Annotated in this window: 15 protein-coding genes; 10 read left to right on the top strand and 5 right to left on the bottom strand. The window is 65.3% G+C overall.

Annotated elements, in window-relative coordinates; all coding sequences use genetic code 11:
• Nucleotides 1-41: 41 nt before the first annotated feature.
• From YU9_RS0106665 to YU9_RS0106655, 3 genes are all read left to right on the top strand, one after another.
• Nucleotides 42-1,664, top strand: a complete 1,623-nt coding sequence (locus YU9_RS0106665) for a helicase HerA-like domain-containing protein (RefSeq protein ID WP_027572090.1) — start codon at nt 42-44, stop codon at nt 1,662-1,664.
• A 207-nt stretch (nt 1,665-1,871) separates the two neighbouring features.
• Nucleotides 1,872-3,155 (top strand): glycosyltransferase family 87 protein, encoded by a 1,284-nt coding sequence (locus tag YU9_RS0106660; RefSeq protein ID WP_245266314.1) that lies wholly within the window; start codon nt 1,872-1,874, stop codon nt 3,153-3,155.
• Between the two features lie 24 nt (nt 3,156-3,179).
• Entirely contained in the window at nt 3,180-4,574 is a 1,395-nt protein-coding gene (locus YU9_RS0106655) for a M20/M25/M40 family metallo-hydrolase (RefSeq protein ID WP_027572088.1), read from the top strand.
• 226 nt (nt 4,575-4,800) lie between these two features.
• Here YU9_RS0106655 and YU9_RS0106650 read toward each other — a convergent pair whose 3' ends face one another.
• Entirely contained in the window at nt 4,801-5,580 is a 780-nt protein-coding gene (locus YU9_RS0106650; RefSeq protein WP_027572087.1) for a class II aldolase/adducin family protein, read from the bottom strand.
• Nucleotides 5,581-5,785: 205 nt separating this feature from the next.
• Nucleotides 5,786-7,435, bottom strand: a complete 1,650-nt coding sequence (locus YU9_RS0106645; protein WP_027572086.1) for a glycosyltransferase family 39 protein — start codon at nt 7,433-7,435, stop codon at nt 5,786-5,788.
• A 312-nt stretch (nt 7,436-7,747) separates the two neighbouring features.
• On the opposite strand from YU9_RS0106645, the gene YU9_RS0106640 reads away from it, so the two are divergent.
• The gene (locus YU9_RS0106640) at nt 7,748-8,602 is read left to right on the top strand and encodes a hypothetical protein (RefSeq protein ID WP_027572085.1); all 855 of its coding nucleotides are present in this window, start codon (nt 7,748-7,750) and stop codon (nt 8,600-8,602) included.
• A 147-nt stretch (nt 8,603-8,749) separates the two neighbouring features.
• Nucleotides 8,750-9,166 (top strand): MucR family transcriptional regulator, encoded by a 417-nt coding sequence (locus tag YU9_RS0106635; protein ID WP_027572084.1) that lies wholly within the window; start codon nt 8,750-8,752, stop codon nt 9,164-9,166.
• Between the two features lie 130 nt (nt 9,167-9,296).
• On the opposite strand, the gene YU9_RS0106630 is transcribed toward YU9_RS0106635, so the two are convergent.
• Nucleotides 9,297-9,725, bottom strand: a complete 429-nt coding sequence (locus YU9_RS0106630; RefSeq protein ID WP_027572083.1) for a SufE family protein — start codon at nt 9,723-9,725, stop codon at nt 9,297-9,299.
• Between the two features lie 66 nt (nt 9,726-9,791).
• Nucleotides 9,792-10,226, bottom strand: coding sequence for a DUF5330 domain-containing protein (locus YU9_RS0106625; protein ID WP_027572082.1), 435 nt, complete (start codon nt 10,224-10,226; stop codon nt 9,792-9,794).
• 412 nt (nt 10,227-10,638) lie between these two features.
• On the opposite strand from YU9_RS0106625, the gene YU9_RS0106620 reads away from it, so the two are divergent.
• Genes YU9_RS0106620 through YU9_RS0106610 form a run of 3 tightly spaced genes read left to right on the top strand, consistent with a single transcriptional unit; the run spans nt 10,639 to nt 13,621 of the window.
• Nucleotides 10,639-12,522: a PAS domain-containing sensor histidine kinase gene (locus tag YU9_RS0106620; RefSeq protein ID WP_027572081.1), complete on the top strand. Its 1,884-nt coding sequence runs from the start codon at nt 10,639-10,641 to the stop codon at nt 12,520-12,522.
• On the top strand, nt 12,515-13,219 hold the full coding sequence (locus YU9_RS0106615) for a peptidoglycan-binding domain-containing protein (RefSeq protein ID WP_027572080.1): 705 nt from the start codon (nt 12,515-12,517) through the stop codon (nt 13,217-13,219). Before YU9_RS0106620 ends, YU9_RS0106615 begins: the two co-directional genes overlap by 8 nt.
• 57 nt (nt 13,220-13,276) lie before the next feature.
• A complete protein-coding gene (locus YU9_RS0106610) occupies nt 13,277-13,621 on the top strand; it encodes a DUF1491 family protein (protein ID WP_027572079.1) in 345 nt (114 codons plus the stop codon).
• A gap of 152 nt (nt 13,622-13,773) precedes the next feature.
• On the opposite strand, the gene YU9_RS0106605 is transcribed toward YU9_RS0106610, so the two are convergent.
• Entirely contained in the window at nt 13,774-14,751 is a 978-nt protein-coding gene (locus tag YU9_RS0106605; RefSeq protein WP_027572078.1) for a DUF2336 domain-containing protein, read from the bottom strand.
• Nucleotides 14,752-15,004: 253 nt separating this feature from the next.
• Between YU9_RS0106605 and YU9_RS0106600 the strand changes: the two genes are divergently transcribed.
• Both YU9_RS0106600 and YU9_RS0106595 read left to right on the top strand, forming a co-directional pair.
• Entirely contained in the window at nt 15,005-15,193 is a 189-nt protein-coding gene (locus YU9_RS0106600; protein ID WP_027572077.1) for a hypothetical protein, read from the top strand.
• 17 nt (nt 15,194-15,210) lie between these two features.
• The gene (locus YU9_RS0106595) at nt 15,211-15,972 is read left to right on the top strand and encodes a hypothetical protein (RefSeq protein WP_027572076.1); all 762 of its coding nucleotides are present in this window, start codon (nt 15,211-15,213) and stop codon (nt 15,970-15,972) included.
• The last annotated feature ends 102 nt before the right edge of the window (nt 15,973-16,074 follow it).

Below are 16,074 nucleotides of genomic sequence, written 5' to 3'. Positions count from 1 at the left end.
GAGTTTCAATACGCGAAACTCGGCAGAGAGATCAGAGAATAATGACCGTACAGGACAGCAAGCTCGGCGACACCGACGACAAGATCTTCGTCGGCAAGGGAGACGAGCAGGCCTGGTTGACGTTGGCGCTCGCCAATCGCCACGGCCTCGTCACGGGTGCAACCGGAACCGGCAAGACGGTGTCGCTGCAAGTGATGGCGGAAGGGTTTGCGCGCGCCGGTGTTCCGGTCTTCGCAGCCGACATCAAGGGCGACCTCTCCGGCATCTCGGAGGTTGGCGAGCCTAAGGATTTCATCGTCAAGCGCGCCACCGAAATGGGGCTGTCATTCCAGCCCGATCAGTTCTCGACGGTGTTCTGGGACGTGTTCGGCGACCAGGGCCACCCGGTCCGCGCCACCGTCACGGAAATGGGGCCGCTTCTGCTGGCGCGCATGCTCGACCTGAACGATGTGCAGGAAGGCGTGCTCAACGTCGCCTTCCGCGTCGCCGACGACAACGGCCTGACTTTGATCGACATGAAGGACTTGCGGGCGCTGCTCGACGCCATCGTGCCCGATAGCGGGAAGAAGGGTGCGGACGCGGAGGAGGATCCGCTCGCTGCCATCCGCAAGGCCGCTCAGGGGTTCGGCAACGTCACCAAGGCGACCGTCGGCACCATCCAGCGCCAGCTCCTGGTGCTGGAGAACCAGGGCGGCACCAAATTCTTCGGCGAGCCGGCGTTGACGCTGAAGGACTTCATGAAGACCGATCGCGATGGCCGCGGCATGGTCAACATCCTGGTCGCCGACAAGCTGCTCCAGAATCCCAGGCTTTACGCGACGTTCCTGCTGTGGATGTTGTCGGAGCTGTTCGAGGAGCTGCCCGAAGCCGGCGATCTGCCCAAGCCGAAGCTCGTGTTCTTCTTCGACGAAGCGCATCTGCTGTTCAATGACGCGCCCAAGGCGCTGATGGACAAGATCGAGCAGGTGGTCCGCCTGATCCGCTCCAAGGGCGTCGGCATCTACTTCGTGACGCAAAACCCGATCGACGTGCCGGACCGCGTGCTTGGACAATTGGGCAACCGGGTGCAGCACGCGCTGCGCGCCTTCACGCCGCGCGACCAGAAGGCGGTCGCCGCTGCGGCGCAGACCTTCCGGCCGAACCCGAAGCTCGACACCGCAAAGGTGATCATGGAGCTCGGCAAGGGCGAGGCGCTGGTGTCCTTCCTCGAGGGCAACGGCACGCCTTCGATGGTGGAGCGGGTGATGATCCGGCCGCCATCGGCCCGCATCGGACCGATCACGCCGGACGAGCGCAAGGCGATCATGGCTGCAAGCCCGGTGAAGGGCAAATATGACACCGCCGTCGATTCTGAGTCCGCCTACGAGATGATTCAGAAGCGCATCGCCGCCACGGCGGCCACGGTGGACGCTTCAGCTGGCGGAAGTGGCGGCGGCATCCTGGGCCAGATCGGCTCGATCGTCGGCACCATCTTCGGCACCAACGTCAAGCGAGGCCGTCTGTCAACCGGCCAGGTCATTGCGCGCGACGTGACGCGATCGGTCACCAACCAGGTGATCGGCGGGATGGCCGCCAATGTCGGCAAGTCGATCGGTGGCCAGCTCGGCGGCTCGATCGGCCGTACGCTGGTCCGCGGCGCGCTCGGCGGATTGCTGCGGCGGTAGGCAGGACGCCGGTTTGAGCCCGGCCATGAGGCTCAAGCGCTCTCCTCGTCGCCTGATATTTGGTCGTCCGAGGCCATCACCGGCGCACAATTTCAGGTGAGGGACTCTCCAATCCTTCGCCGGTCTGCTACGTCCTGTTTTGTCGCCGCACAGGACCGCACTGTGATCCCGCCCGCCCCGTTAGCCAAGCCTGACGCGCCCAGACGCTTGTCGCCGCGCGCGACGCTGGATCTGCTTTTTCTGTTCTGCTGCGTCCTCCTGACGGCCGACGTGCTCGTCCCCGAGATTTTCGGCCGCGGCAAGACCAAGGACTACTCGCTCTGGTACTGGGCCGGACAGCAGGTCCTGCAGGGTGAGCCGCTGTATCCTGCCACGGCCCTCGAGTATTTCGACTTCATCTATCCACCGCTCCCGGCGATCCCGCTGGCGATCCCGAGCTGGCTCGGCAAAATTCCGCTCTATGTCGTCCTGTCGATCTTGAATGCTGTGGCGTGGTGGTACACCGGGACGCTCTCCCACGTCATGACCGGCTCGGGCCGCACGCCTGGCCCCTGGCTGGAAGCGCTGCCGGTCGTCGTCACCGTGGCCTTCGTGTTCGACATGTTCGACCTCGGCCAGCCGAACCTCGTCCTGCTGGCGATGATGCTCTATGGCTTCTGGAGCTTGCGGCATCAGCGGTCGTGGCTCGCTGGCTTCATGTTCGCGCTCGCCGCCACCATCAAGGTGTTTCCGATCGCCGTGCTGCCTTATCTGCTCTGGCGGCGCAAATGGGCCGCCGTTGTCAGCACGATCGTCTTCACCGGCATTCTTCTATATGTCGTGCCGGCACTGATCCGTGGCTTCGAGCGCAACGCGGCCGAACTTGCGAACTGGTACCAGGGCATGGTCGGGACGAGCTCGGAAAAGGGCTTTGGCCAGCGTGGCGAGCAGAACTGGTCGTGGGTCAACCGGTCCCTGATTGCCGTCACGCATCGCCTGGTCCGGCCGATCAACTACAATCAGGATGATCCCAAAACGCCGCCGCGCACGATGAACGTGATCGACCTCGACTACACGACGGCGAATTGGATCGTGTTGGCGCTGTCGGCATTGCTCGGCTTCGGCTTCGTCGCAATCATGCCGCGGCAAGCGCGGCGAACTGCGCGCTCCGATGCCGAGGAGCTCGGCATCTTGTTCTGCCTGATGACGGTGGCCTCGCCTCTGGCCCGGCAATACTACTTCATGTGGCTGTTCTTCCCGATCACGGTGCTGATGCATCGCGCCGCCTTCGACGAGCGAGCGCATGTGCGCCTGGGAACCTGGCTCGCCCTTGGTGCCGCCGGCATCCTCATGCTGCTGTCGCTGCCGTGGTTTCCCACTGTCATCCAGGCCTGGGGCAACAACCTCGCTGCAACCGCGGTCCTCGCTGGGTGCCTCGCCTGGCACATCCGGCATCCGCCGGTTGCGGCTAGCCCCAAGGCCGCAGCGGCGCTAAAACCCCGGACCTCTTGAGACCCAACAATCAGGATCACAATCATGGCCAATGCGCAGCTCCAATCCGTGCTCGACCACATCGACAAGGATTTCGACAACAGCCTGGAGCGCCTGTTCTCGTTGTTGCGGATCAAGTCGATCTCGGCCGATCCGGCCTTTGCGGATGACTGCAAGGCCGCGGCCGAGCATCTCGCCAAGGACATCGCCAGCCTCGGTGCTGCCACCGAGGTGAGGCAGACCGCAGGCCATCCCGCCGTCGTCGGCAAGACCGGAGCGGGCGGGCGGCCGCACGTGCTGTTCTACGGCCATTACGACGTGCAGCCGGTCGATCCGCTCGATCTCTGGCACCGTCCGCCGTTCGAGCCCGTTGTCACCGATCATGCCGACGGCCGCAAGATCATCGTCGCGCGCGGCGCCGAGGACGACAAGGGCCAGGTGATGACCTTCGTCGAAGCCTGCCGCGCCTGGAAGAAGGTGACGGGCTCACTGCCGATCGACATCACCTTCCTGATCGAAGGCGAGGAGGAGGTCGGCTCGAAGAACTTCGTGCCCTTCATCGAGGCCAACAAGGACGAGTTCAAGGCCGACTACGTGCTGGTCTGCGACACCGGCATGTGGGATCCCAACACGCCGGCGATCACGACCTCGCTGCGTGGCCTGCTCTATGAAGAGCTGAAGATCACCGCCGCCAATCGCGATCTGCATTCCGGCGTGTTCGGCGGCACTGCGATGAATCCGATCCGCCTGCTCACGAAAATCCTGGGCGGCCTGTTCGACGACGACAACCGCATCACCATCCCCGGCTTCTATGACGGCGTGAAGGACACCCCGCCCGACATCCTGGAGCGGTGGAAGAAGCTCGAGTTCACGCCCGAGACCTTCCTCAGGCCGGTCGGGCTGTCGCTCCCGGCTGGCGAGAAGGGCAGGCTCCTGGTCGAGCAGGCCTCGACGCGTCCGACCTGCGACGTCAACGGCATCTGGGGCGGCTATATCGGCGAGGGCTCCAAGACCGTGATCCCGTCACATGCTTCGGCCAAGGTGTCGTTCCGCCTCGTGCAGGGCCAGGATCCCGCGAGAATCCGCAAGGCCTTCCGCGACTACGTATCGGCGCGGATTCCGGGCGACTGCAAGGTCGAGTTCGGCGACCATTCCGCCGCGCCCGCGGTTGCGCTCGACTGGACCATGAAGCCGCTCGGCGCCGCCAGCAAGGCGCTGGCCGACGAGTGGGGCAAGGAGACGGTGCTGATGGGGTCGGGCGCCTCGATCCCGATCGTCGCCGACTTCAAGCGCACGCTCGGCCTCGACTCGCTGCTGGTCGGCTTCGGCCTCGACGACGACAACATCCACTCACCGAACGAGAAATACGACCTGCGGAGCTTCCAGAAAGGCATCCGCTCCTGGGCAAGGATCCTCGCGGCACTGGCGGAGGTGAAGTGACCGCGCAGCGGTCATTCCGGGGCGCCTGGAAGAGGCGAACCCGGAATCTGGAGATTGTTGCGCGAGATTCTCAGGTGCGCAATTGCGCACCAGAGTTCGCGCTTCGCGCGCCCCGGAATGACGGACGTGACGAACAAACAAAAACGCCGCCCGGGATTGGGCGGCGTTCCATTCCAAAACGTGCAGAGGTAGTTCGAGAACTACCTTACACGAAATCGCGAAAATCTCAAGACCGGTAGCCCGGAAGCTCGCGGTCGAGCTTGCGCAGCAAGGGCGGCCACACGAGGTTGGTGGCGCGCAGCTCGGCGCGGTCGCGGTTGGACAAGAGCTCGGTGTTCTTCTCGATCGCGATCTCCTCGACAGGATAGACTGGCGTGCCCAGCGCGCGCGTGCGCACCTGCATCGAGCAGGCGCGTTCGAGATGATACATGCGCTCGAAGGCGGAGGCGACCGAGCGGCCGACCGTCAGCGTGCCGTGGTTGCGCAGGAGCATGTGGTTGTGGTCGCCCAGATCCTTCTGCAGCCGCGGCCGTTCGTCGTGGTCGAGCGCAATGCCTTCATAGTCGTGATAGGCGAGGTCGTGGGTGACGAGCTGGGCGGTCTGGTTCAGCGGCAACAGGCCTTCCGCGCTGCTCGACACCGCAGTGCCGTCGAGCGTGTGGAGATGCAGCACGCAGATCGCGTCCTCGCGCACCTCGTGGATCGCCGAATGGATGGTGAAGCCGGCCGGGTTGATGCTGTATTCGCTCTCGGACAGCTGGTTGCCGTGCAGGTCGACCTTGACGAGGCTGGAGGCCGTGATTTCCTCGAACATCAGCCCGTAAGGATTGATGAGGAAGTGATGGTCGGGACCGGGCACGCGCGCGGAGATGTGGGTGTCGACCAGATCGTCCCAGCCGTACAGCGCGACCAGGCGATAGCAGGCGGCGAGGTTGACCCGTTGCTGCCACTCCGCCTCCGTCATGTTCGACGGCACTTCCTTCAGGCGCGCTTCCGCTGGTGACATGGCAATTCTCTCCGAACATCGTTGTTGCGGGGAGGGAGCGTAGTCTTGGGCGGGACTGGGGGCAAGGCACGAAGAGCGTGGCTGTCGCGCGTAGCCCGCATGGAGCTTCCACCGTAGCTCGAAGAGCGGAGGCGGAGGCGCAATGCGGGACGACCGGTCCCGGTTACGCTTGCGCTCCATCCGGGCTACGGTCGAGAGAAAATTATTACGGCGCCGGGATCGAGAGCAGGCTGGAAATGCTGCGGCCGCGGATGTCGTAGACGCGGGCAAACACCACGTCGTCGCGCTTGATCTCGACCATGACGGGCGCGGTAAGCCCCTTGCAGTAGAACTCGCCGAGCGTCATGGCGAAATCGGCCGCATTGGAATCCCAGCCGATGGTGAAGTCAGGGCCGAGCGCGACCTGGGCCGGGCGCTGCGGACCGCAGACCGCGACTTTCCATTTGCGATTGGTTGGCGGCACTTCCTGGCGCTCGATCAGCTGCTCGCGCAATTCGTCGGAGGCCTGCTTCAGCGCGAGACCCCAATAGTCCAGCATGAAGCGGTCGTCGGCGCCGCGCACGGTGCCCGCGATGTGATTGAAGTGCGTGTACTGATAGGGGTGCAGCCGGATCATCTCGGCGAGCGACAGCGCAAGGCCAAAGCAGAAGGTGGCGAGCACGACCGGCTGCCAGGTCCGATGATTGGCGCGCAGGCGCTCCATGGTCCAGGCGAAAGCGACGCCGCCGAGCACCGCCATCGGCGGGATCACGAAGACGAAATGGCGGATGCCGTTGTAGAGCGCCGGGCGCTTCACCATCGCGATCGCGAGCGGCAGGGTCGCAGCCAGCGTCAGCATCAAGAGAATGGTCTTGCGGCGCGCCGGAACCTCGCGTCGCGGCAGCATGGCGAACGTGCTGAACACGGCACCGGCCATCAGCACCAGCATCACCTCGGGCAGCTGGAGCGCGAACAGCGTCGGCAGATAGGACCAGGGCATGTCGGGCACCGACACGATCGCGCCGTCGAACATCTCCTTCCACGGCTTCTCGAAGAAATGCGAGAAGTAGGTCAGCGCCTCGAAGGGATTGCCGGGCTCCATGATCGACCACGGCCAGATCAGGCCCATCACGAGGTAGCCGAGCACGAGGCCGGGCAGCAGCACATAGACGACATGGGCGAAGCGGCGGACCGACTCGCGCAACCCTTCGATGCGCAATTCCTCCAGGAACAGCGGCATGAAACCGAGCATGGCGTAGACCAGTGCGAGCCCGCCGAGAACGCGGCAGCCCAGCGAAAGGCCGGCGCCCAGGCCGACGATGAGGATCGTGCGCGGCGACGGCTGCGGATATTCCTCGGCGAGCCGGACGAGGCCGAGCATCAGGATGATCATGGCCACCGCGAAGGGCGCATCCTTCGGGTTCATGAACATGTGGCCGTAGAAGATCGGGCAGAGTGCGAGCAGGAGCAGCGCGGCGAGGCCTGCGAGCGGTCCGCCGACGCGGCGGCCGAGCCGCCAGGTCACGGCGAGTCCGATCACGCCGACGATGGCGCCGACCAGACGGCGCGTCTCGAACAGCTCGAGCGGAATGACCTTGTGGAGCAGGGCCGCGACCATGTCGAAGCCGCCGCCATACATGTAGAGGTTGGCGAAGGAGAGCGCCGCGGTGTCCCTGAAGCCGGAACCGAACATGCGCAGCAGCAGGTCGGCGTATTCCGCGTGGGTGTAGTCGTCCCAGCCGAGCCCGTAGTCGCGGAACGTCAAGCCAGCAATGACGGCGACCGCGGCCAGCACCAGCATGGCGAGATCGTCGCAAGTCCGTTCGACCGAGCGCCGTAGGGGCGTGTCGATCGCCGAAGTCGTGATGGATGTCATGGCTATCGGTGCCCCGGAATCCCCTCTTGGCCCTGCTGGTGCGCGCGGGCCTGCTCCCCGGACTCCGTATAGCGCAGTTCCATTACCAAGTAATTGGGCATTATGGCTAAATTCCTGATGCGACGCAGCAATTCCGGTTACTTGAGAGCAGCTTTAGCAGTAGCCAGCCGGAGCTGAAGGGAATGTGAATAAGTCCCTGATTTCCTTCCCTTTAGGAACACTGCCTAGAATTGGCCGTTGGCGTGGAACATCGTATGACGGTATCGTGGCGTAGCGGTTGTCGCGTACGGATGCGCGGCCGGGGGTGGTTCGATGAATTTGGCATTGTTGATCGTGGGGATTTGCGCCGTCCTGGCGGGTCTCCTTGCGATCATTTTCGGCCTGACGATCAGGGAATTCAGCCTCGGTGGAACTCTCATAATCTCCGGCACCATTGGCGTCTGCTCCGGAATGTTACTGGTCGGCCTGCATCTGGTGCTGCTTGAGCTCAAGAGCATCGCTCGCCGGCTGGCCGCTGTGGTCGCGCCGTCCGAGGTTCGGGTCAGGCCCGTGCTGCCGGGCCTCGCCGTGCCTGGTGCGCTCGCGCCCGAGCCGGTGCCCACTGCGGCCGCGAGGATCGAGCCGGCGCCGCCGCCGTCCGCAGGTCCGCCACCGTGGCAGAGCGAAGCTGCGGCGCGCGAGCGTCCGCGCGCCGAGGGAGCACAAGAGCCGGAAGTTCCGACGCCGCCCGCCGCTTCGGAAGCGCCGCGCCGGCGCAACCTGCTGTTCGCCTCGACCTCGCGCAAGGAGCGCGAGCGCGCGGAGGGGAAGGCCACCGAAGGTGCGCCGCCGCAGCCGCCTGCGGGGCCCAGTGAGGCTCCGGAGCTTCCGCCCGCGAGCTTTGACGTTGCCTGGCCGAAGCCGGACCGTACGCGCCCGCCGGAGCCGCCGGCCGTCCCGCGCCGTCCGCCGCCGCGTTCCCCATCGACCTTTACGGAGGCACCGCCAGCACCCGAACCGCCGCCATCTGTCGAGCCGGCACCCGTGACCGTGCTCAAATCCGGCGTCGTCGACGGCATGGCCTATTCGCTCTATTCCGACGGCTCGATCGAGGCGCAGATGCCGGAAGGCATGATGCGCTTTGCCTCGATCGACGAGCTCCGCGCCCATCTCGACCAGCGCGGTTGAGGCCGCCACGTGTAAGTAAAGCGGCGCCCTTCACCAGTAATCAGCGCGTCGTCGTCAGTCGTCGTATTTTCGCCGAATGTATTCTTGACACGGAATACTTTGGCGTCGTCAATCCCGTGAAGCGCGAGCTGGAGAAGGTACGGGCGCATGTCGGATGCGGGGGCGAAGAATTTCATCGAGCTGACGGCGAGCATCGTGTCGGCCTATCTCAGCAACAATCCGACGCCGGCGACTGAGATTCCGAACCTGATCAGCCAGGTGCATGGCGCCTTGGTGCGGGTCTCGTCAGGCCGCACCGAGACCACACCGCTGGAGCCGGCCAAGCCGGCCGTCTCGCTGAAGAAGTCGATCGCGCCCGATTATCTGGTCTGTCTGGAAGACGGCAAGCGCTTCAAGTCGCTGAAGCGCCATCTGCGCACGCAGTATAACATGACGCCGGAGCAATACCGCGAGAAGTGGGGCTTGCCGGCCGACTATCCCATGGTCGCCCCGAACTATGCGGTGGCACGCTCGCAGCTGGCCAAGCAGATGGGCTTGGGGCAGCAGCAGCGGAAGCGGAAGTAACGTCGTTCCAGCATTCAGCTCGTCCCGCCCTCGTCCTGAGGAGCCCGCGAAGCGGGCGTCTCGAAGGATGGCCGCACATCCGGGCCTTCATGGTTCGAGACGCGCTTCGCCCTCCTCACCATGAGGGTCGCTAGGTCGCCTCCGCGAGCGCCTCTTTCGCGTCGGTCTTGATGCGCTCGACCATCGAGCGCAGGCCGTTGGAGCGCTGCGGCGTCAGGTGATCGCGAAAGCCGAACTCGTTGAACACGGCGATCGCGTCGGTATCGAGGATCTCCCGAGGCGTGCGGCCCGAATAGAGCGACAGCACGATCGCAACCAGGCCGCGCACGATATGGGCGTCGCTGTCGCCGCGATATTTCAGGATCGGTTCGCCATTGCTGCGGTCGACCAGCTTCTGGAGCCAGACCTGGCTGACGCAGCCCTGCACCTTGTTGGCGGCGGAGTGTTCCGCCTCCGGCAACGGTTCCAGGGTACGGCCGAGCTCGATGACATACCGGTAGCGGTCATCCCACTCGTCCAGAAGCTCGAAATTGTCCCTGATTTCGTCGATCGTCGTCATCTTGGCCCATCGTTCCCGTTAAGGCCAATATAGGAACGCGAAGCCGTGAAATCGATAGGGTTGGCGCTAATTCGCTGCCTGAGGACCGCGCCATTCCAGCGCAAGGTCGTCCTGGGTCAGGGTATCGCGCGGCGCCTCGCTCGCAGCAGCATCGCCTTCGCCGGCCATCGCGATCGAGCCGGTATGGTCGGGCGCCTTCTTGTCGGTCTTCTCGTTCTTGTCGTTGGTGATCTGCTCTTTCTTGTCGTTGATGATCTGGTAGAGCTTCTTCGCACCCTCCTGGGCGCGCTGGCCGATGATGGTCGCGGCCTGTCCACCGACCTCGCAGGCCGCCGGCTGGCGCTTGCAGAACTGGGTCATGTCGGAGACGGCCGCGGTCGCAGCCTGCACCGCGTCGGCGGCGCCGATCTGCGGCAGCTTCTCCGATTCGGGCGTCTTGTCCCGCGGCAGGAGCACCAGCACCAGCCCGAGCCAGAATGTGATGCGAAGCAGAAAGCGCATCTTACCGACCTGTCCGTTAGAGTCCGCCCGCGGCGATCTCCGCGGATGTCGGACCTAGCAACCCTCGATAAATCGCAAGTGATTGCCTTGAGCTTAATTCGCGGAAAATTGACCCAAGATTCTTTGGAAGCGACGTTCCAGTAAATTTTCGATTGACGCCCGGCGCCCGTGATTTTGCTGGCCGCCCCGCATCCACCAATTCGAAACCATGCGGACGACGATGAAACCCTGTGTTCACCATCCGCAGCGAAGACGTCGTCAAATCGTCTAAAAAGCTCCGCGATAACGCGGTGTCCGGCCGCGCGCGGCGCCGCCTTAGCACTCGTTTAAGGTCGCTCTGACACGGTGGCTCAACGACAAGGAGGCGTTCCGGCGCGTCTTCTCAAGACGATTGAGCCGAAGCGCGAGACCCGTGACAGTTTTGAGTATCATCCGCGATTGTCTCGATGCACTGCTGCATCCCTCCGCGCGCTACAATGCGCTGATGCGAGCGCGCCATCGTGCCTTCATGGCACCGCGGCTGCTCGGCAGCCTGGCCGCCTTTGCCGCATTCCCGGCCTATCTTGCCATGCGCGGCGCGCCGAGCGCGATCGAGGTCGCGGCCTTTGCCTGGCTGATCGCGCCGATCATGTTGTCCTGGTTCCTGTCGCGCACCGGACGCTACGAGGGTGCGCACGTGCTTTCGTCGCTGGCGCTCGCCGGTCTGATCATGGCGGTCGCGGTCACGACCGGCGGCATCGAATCATTCGCAGCGGTCTGGCTGGTCGTGGTTCCCCTCGAAGCTGCGCTGTCGGCCTCGCGCCGCGTTGCGGCTTTCGCCTCGCTGCTCGCGCTGTCCTGCGCCGGGATGCTGATCCTGATCAGCCAGCTCGGCTGGCTGCCGGCGGAGGAGCCGAGCGCGGCCGAGCGCGGCGTGCTGATGGCCTTCGGCGTTGCCTCCGCGACCCTCTATGCCGCAGGCCTCGCCTTCGGCGCGGAGTCGCTCGCGCGCACCAGCGTCGCGCTCTTGTCGCGCGAGGAGGAGCGTTACCGCCTGCTGGCGTGCAACATGAGTGACGTGATCTCGCGGCACCAGCGCAACGGGGCGGTGCAATTCATCTCGCCGGCGGCGGAGGCCATGCTCGGCATGCAAGTGGTGCAACTGCTCGGCCATGGCCTGTTCGACCGCGTCCACGTCGCCGATCGGCCGGCCTATCTCACGGCACTGTCCGACGCAGCGCGCGGCGAGGTGCGCAGCGTCGAGTTCCGGTTGCGGCGCGATCCTGTCGGTTCCGAGCGCAGCCAGGTCGATTTCATCTGGGTCGAGATGCGCTGCCGTCCGCTCGATCAGGATCAGGGCCGCCGGGATACCGATCCTGATTCCATGTGCGAGGCCGAAGTCGTCGCCGTGATGCGCGACGTTACCGACCGCAAGCTTTCCGAGCAGGCGCTGGATCAGGCGCGCAGCGCCGCGGAAGCCGCCGATGCCGCCAAGACGCGCTTCCTCGCCACCATGAGCCACGAGCTGCGCACGCCGCTCAACGCCATCATCGGCTTCTCAGAGATGATCGCGCAGGAGCAGACCCTGATGCTGGGTGCCTCCCAGCGCAAGGAATACGCCCAGCTCATCAACGATTCCGGCCAGCATCTGCTCTCGGTCGTCAACGGCATCCTGGACATGTCGAAGATGGAGTCGGGCAATTTCGAGATTGCGTCGGAGCCGTTCGCGCCGCGCGCCTCGCTGCTCCATTGCTGCAATCTGCTGGCACTGAAGGCGCGGGAGAACGGCATCGACCTGATCACCGATGCGCCGCAGGATCTGCCCGTCATGACCGGCGATCCCAGGGCCTTCAAGCAGATCGTGCTCAACCTCGTCGCCAACGCCATCAAGTTCACCGAGCGCGGCGGTCAGGTCTGCGTATCAGCCGCGGTGTCGGGTTCGCAGCTGACGCTGCGCATCAGCGACACCGGCGTCGGCATCGCACCCGACGATCTCAAGCGCATCGGCGCGCCGTTTTTCCAGGCCGGCAAGACTTATCAGCGCCGTCACGAAGGCACTGGCCTTGGACTTTCGATCGTCAAGAGCCTCGTGGCGTTGCATCTCGGTGAATTGACGGTACAAAGCAGGTTGGGAGAAGGCACCGCTGTCACCGTCAAGCTGCCGCTCGTCTACACGCCGCCGCAAGAGAGGCCGGCCGATGACAAGGCGAACGCGAGCAAGATCGCGACGCTGACGCCGGCGCTGCGCCAGGACCTTCAAGACCAAGCTCACGACCAGTCTCAGGATCAACCCGCTCTGGTGAAGAAAAGTGCCTAAGAAGTCTGCCAAGGACGAAGCCGCTCCGCGCCGCCGTGGTGCCAAAACCGCGGTCATCGACGTCGAGACCGAGCGCAATCTCGTGATGCGCGTGCTGCTGCACAGCCCCAAGGATACGCTGGCCGGCCTCGTCGCCGTCGCCGCGATCGCTGCGATCGTTGCCAATGCGCTGTTCCTCCAGACCGGCCGGCACCCCGCGCCGATGTTCGGCACCGTGATCAATCTTCCCGCGCCGTCGTCCGTGCCGCTGTCGAATCCCATGCCGCGTCCGCGCCCCGTCGGCGCCGATACCTCGCCGCTCGAGCCGAGGGCGACGGAGTTTCGCGTCGAGCCCAAACCTGCCGAGCGTGCCGCCGAGAAGGCGCCCGAAAAGCCCGTCGAGGCGACCGCCTCGACGCGCTCGAGCGATCCGATGACCAATCTGGTCAAGGCGACGACCTCGACGCCGCCGTCCGCGATCCGTCCGCCGGCACCGATTCCTGCGCAGCAGAGCCCGGCCGCGCGGCGTATCGCCGGCGTGCAGCGCGCGCTGTCCGAATATGGCTACGGCAATTTGAAGATCACGGGCGCCATGAGCGGCGAGACCCAGTCCGCGATCCAGAAATTCGAGCGTGAGCACAAGATGCAGGTCACCGGCCAGGTCTCCGACCGCCTGCTGCGCGAGCTCGCCGCCGCGATCGGCCATCCCGTCGAATAGTTTTGGCGCTTGCACGGAGGCTGGTGCTGATCGCAGTGCTGGCCTATCGTCCGATTCATGCGTTTGAAATCCAACATATGGGTGGCGGCTTACTTGCGCCGCTGCCAGACCGAGGGCGTGTTCGGCGCCGTGCGGCGCCGCGGTGCCGAGGAGGCGGGCGCGGTGTTCGTGAAGGTGTCGTTGCTCGACGGCAATGCGATGCTGTATGCGCCGGCGCCGCAGACCGTCTATGACGACGGCCGCCCCGTCGATCGCTTGTTCATGCCGGTCGCGCCACAGCCTCTGCCGGAGCACACGATCGAGGAGCGGTTGACCAAGGAAATCCGCTTCGATCCGGACGCGTGGATCGTCGAGACCGAGGATCGCGCGGGCCGGCATTTTCTGGAATTGGCGAAGACCTAGCTATCGGCCCACCGTCATTGCGAGCGCAGCGAAGCAATCCAGAATCTTTCCGCGGAGGGACTCTGGATTGCTTCGCTGCGCTCGCAATGACGAGGTTGGAGCTCGTTGTGCGCCCAGCACTCGGCGTCGCCGCCTGTCAGCGGCGTGAGCAATCAGCGATCGGATGATCCGCCGGTGCCCTTCCGCACCGCAGGCGCGGAGCCCGGCTGCACGCCCGGCCGCGTCTGGCCTGCGCCGGCACGCGCGCGCTGGCGTTCGCCATCGTGCAGCGACGGTTGATACTTTGCCCGCGTCACTGCGAGCGTCGAGCCGCGCCAGGCCGCCAGCATCACCAGCGCCGAGCGTTCGGCGAGGCGGTCATAGAGCCGCGACAGCCGGTACACGGCGTTCACGGAGGTGCCGATCTCCGGCTTGAAGAACAGCAGGATGCGCTGGAACACCGGGCTCGGCATGTCGAGCGCGCGCGCGGCGACCGCGAGCGCCTCGCCGCCGGCATCGTCGACGATCTGGGCTGCGACGCGGGAGGGCAGGATCAGGCTGTCGCCGAGCTCGAAGGTGAAGTTCTCGACGTCACCTGCGATCGCCGCCATCTCCAGGATCTGGATCGCGCGCTTGGCGCGCGCGGTCGGAATGCGCGGGGCGGCCTTCAGCGGGGTCTGCGCCAGATTGTGCAGGATCAGCGCGCGCTCGGAGGCGCCGGCGCGGAAGAACATGTCGTGGATCTCGGCCGCCTCCTTCGGCTGCATCGCCACGTTGGCAGCCATGCGCTGCTCGGCCTCGGTCGGCACGCGCGCTGGAGCGGGCGCGCGGGGCGGAGCGGGAATCTCTCGCGCCAATGGAATCCTGCGGCCTTCCTGGGTCGCGACCAGCCCGAGCTTCTGCAGGATCGCGACGGGCGTCTGCGGATAGACCGCGAGCCGCGCCTTGACGGCCGCGCGCGTCGCATCGTCGACCTGATCGATCAGCCGCGTGGCGAGCTCGACGAACTGCCGCTGCTCGTCGTCGCTGTGGGTGCTGGTCTGGACATAAAGGTCGGTCAGGACGCGCAGCAGCGTCGGACGGACATCGACACCTTCGCGACGGGACAGGGTCATCAGCCCGTCGAATCCGGGAAACAGCGACTTGGTCATGGGAGGCGTACGCAACTCGGGAAAGATACTTGGGCGAGCCTAGCGCAGGTTCTTTTAAAGCCTCGTTAAGGAAAACGAGGCGTGAAGCCGGCTCTGCAATTTAGGGCGTTGTCGTGCCGCAACGGGACGGCGCGGCGCGTCCGTGCGGTTACGGTCCAAGAGGCGCGTTTACACCCCGTTAACCATGAGCTGATCTTAATGAATGCATGTTGCAGGGGCGCGTTCGGTCGCGCGGCAATTGAAGAGAGCTGGCATGGGGACCATCATCGAATTTCCGGCCGGTCGCCGGGTGGGCTCGTCGGGGGATGTCGCTCCGCGCACGGACATGGGAACGGTCGTGATCCTTCCCGTGATCCGCATCGAGCGTGAGGCGGACGAAACCAGCGGCGATCGCGGGCCGGAGCAGGGCACAGCGCCGGGGCGCCGTCGCCGCCGTCGCTGAACATCCGGCTTCATGCGATGCCGGACTCCATCCGCCAGATCCGGCCTGTCCTGTCGGCCGTCCTGCTCACGCTGTTAGGCGCGTCGCTCGCGGCGTGTAGCGGCGGCGATTTCGGCCGCACCCGCGAGAGCATGCGCAGCGACGACATGCATCGCTGGCTGGGCGCGGAGGTCACCTCCAGCGTCGGCTTGACGTCCTCGCAATTCCAGCTCACCGACGAAGAGCGCCAGCTTCGCGATCTCGCCTATCCCATGATCGAGCCGCCTCTGTCGCGCCCCGCATGGAAGAGCGTGTTCGGCGACTACAAGCCGCTGCCCTCGCCCTGGCGGCAGAAGATCGTGTTCGACCGCACCATGTACGGACGCACGCTGATCGACGAGCCGCACCGCTCGCATTCCTCGCGCTATGCGCAGCTGATCGAGGACGTCCGCAACCACATCACGCGCTTCGAGCCGTTCTTCGCCAGCGCGATCCGCGTCATCGATCTCGATCGGAAACGCAATGCCAGCATGGCGCGCGTCTCCGCGCTCTCGCCGAGGGAGAGGGACGACGCGGTCGCGCGCATGCAGGAGAACTCGCTGATCATCCAGTGGGTGCAGCTGTGCCTGGAGCAGCGCATCTCGTCCTACCGCTGGGCGCTGGAACGCCTGGTGATCCAGGCCCCCGACGGCATGGCCGCCGATGCCGACCGCCTGATCGGCGAACTCGCCGCCCAGACCGCCAATCCCCCGGTCGCGGCCCAGCCGCCTTACGGCCGCGCGGTCATCTCGAAGGGCTGACCGCACAAGCCAGCCGCCCGTCGAGGGCAGCCATCGCACCCCGCGGCCAATCAGCGCGATTAGCCTGGAATCGCCTCGCCGCACGCGATCTCTGGCAACTCA

Source organism: Bradyrhizobium sp. WSM1743 (assembly GCF_000473065.1).
Taxonomy (GTDB): Bacteria; Pseudomonadota; Alphaproteobacteria; order Rhizobiales; family Xanthobacteraceae; genus Bradyrhizobium.
Note: the sequence above shows the minus strand (reverse complement) of the source record. Positions and strands in the feature narration are given on the sequence as shown.

Bases quoted from the DNA above. Each gene is read 5' to 3' on its own strand.
- YU9_RS0106605 (WP_027572078.1), bottom strand. From the start codon at position 14,751: ATGACCAAGTCGCTGTTTCCCGGATTCGACGGGCTGATGACCCTGTCC.
- YU9_RS0106665 (WP_027572090.1), top strand. From the start codon at position 42: ATGACCGTACAGGACAGCAAGCTCGGCGACACCGACGACAAGATCTTC.
- YU9_RS0106650 (WP_027572087.1), bottom strand. From the start codon at position 5,580: ATGTCACCAGCGGAAGCGCGCCTGAAGGAAGTGCCGTCGAACATGACG.
- YU9_RS0106655 (WP_027572088.1), top strand. From the start codon at position 3,180: ATGGCCAATGCGCAGCTCCAATCCGTGCTCGACCACATCGACAAGGAT.
- YU9_RS0106645 (WP_027572086.1), bottom strand. From the start codon at position 7,435: ATGACATCCATCACGACTTCGGCGATCGACACGCCCCTACGGCGCTCG.
- YU9_RS0106610 (WP_027572079.1), top strand. From the start codon at position 13,277: ATGCGTTTGAAATCCAACATATGGGTGGCGGCTTACTTGCGCCGCTGC.
- YU9_RS0106635 (WP_027572084.1), top strand. From the start codon at position 8,750: ATGTCGGATGCGGGGGCGAAGAATTTCATCGAGCTGACGGCGAGCATC.
- YU9_RS0106600 (WP_027572077.1), top strand. From the start codon at position 15,005: ATGGGGACCATCATCGAATTTCCGGCCGGTCGCCGGGTGGGCTCGTCG.
- YU9_RS0106640 (WP_027572085.1), top strand. From the start codon at position 7,748: ATGAATTTGGCATTGTTGATCGTGGGGATTTGCGCCGTCCTGGCGGGT.
- YU9_RS0106630 (WP_027572083.1), bottom strand. From the start codon at position 9,725: ATGACGACGATCGACGAAATCAGGGACAATTTCGAGCTTCTGGACGAG.
- YU9_RS0106625 (WP_027572082.1), bottom strand. From the start codon at position 10,226: ATGCGCTTTCTGCTTCGCATCACATTCTGGCTCGGGCTGGTGCTGGTG.
- YU9_RS0106595 (WP_027572076.1), top strand. From the start codon at position 15,211: ATGCCGGACTCCATCCGCCAGATCCGGCCTGTCCTGTCGGCCGTCCTG.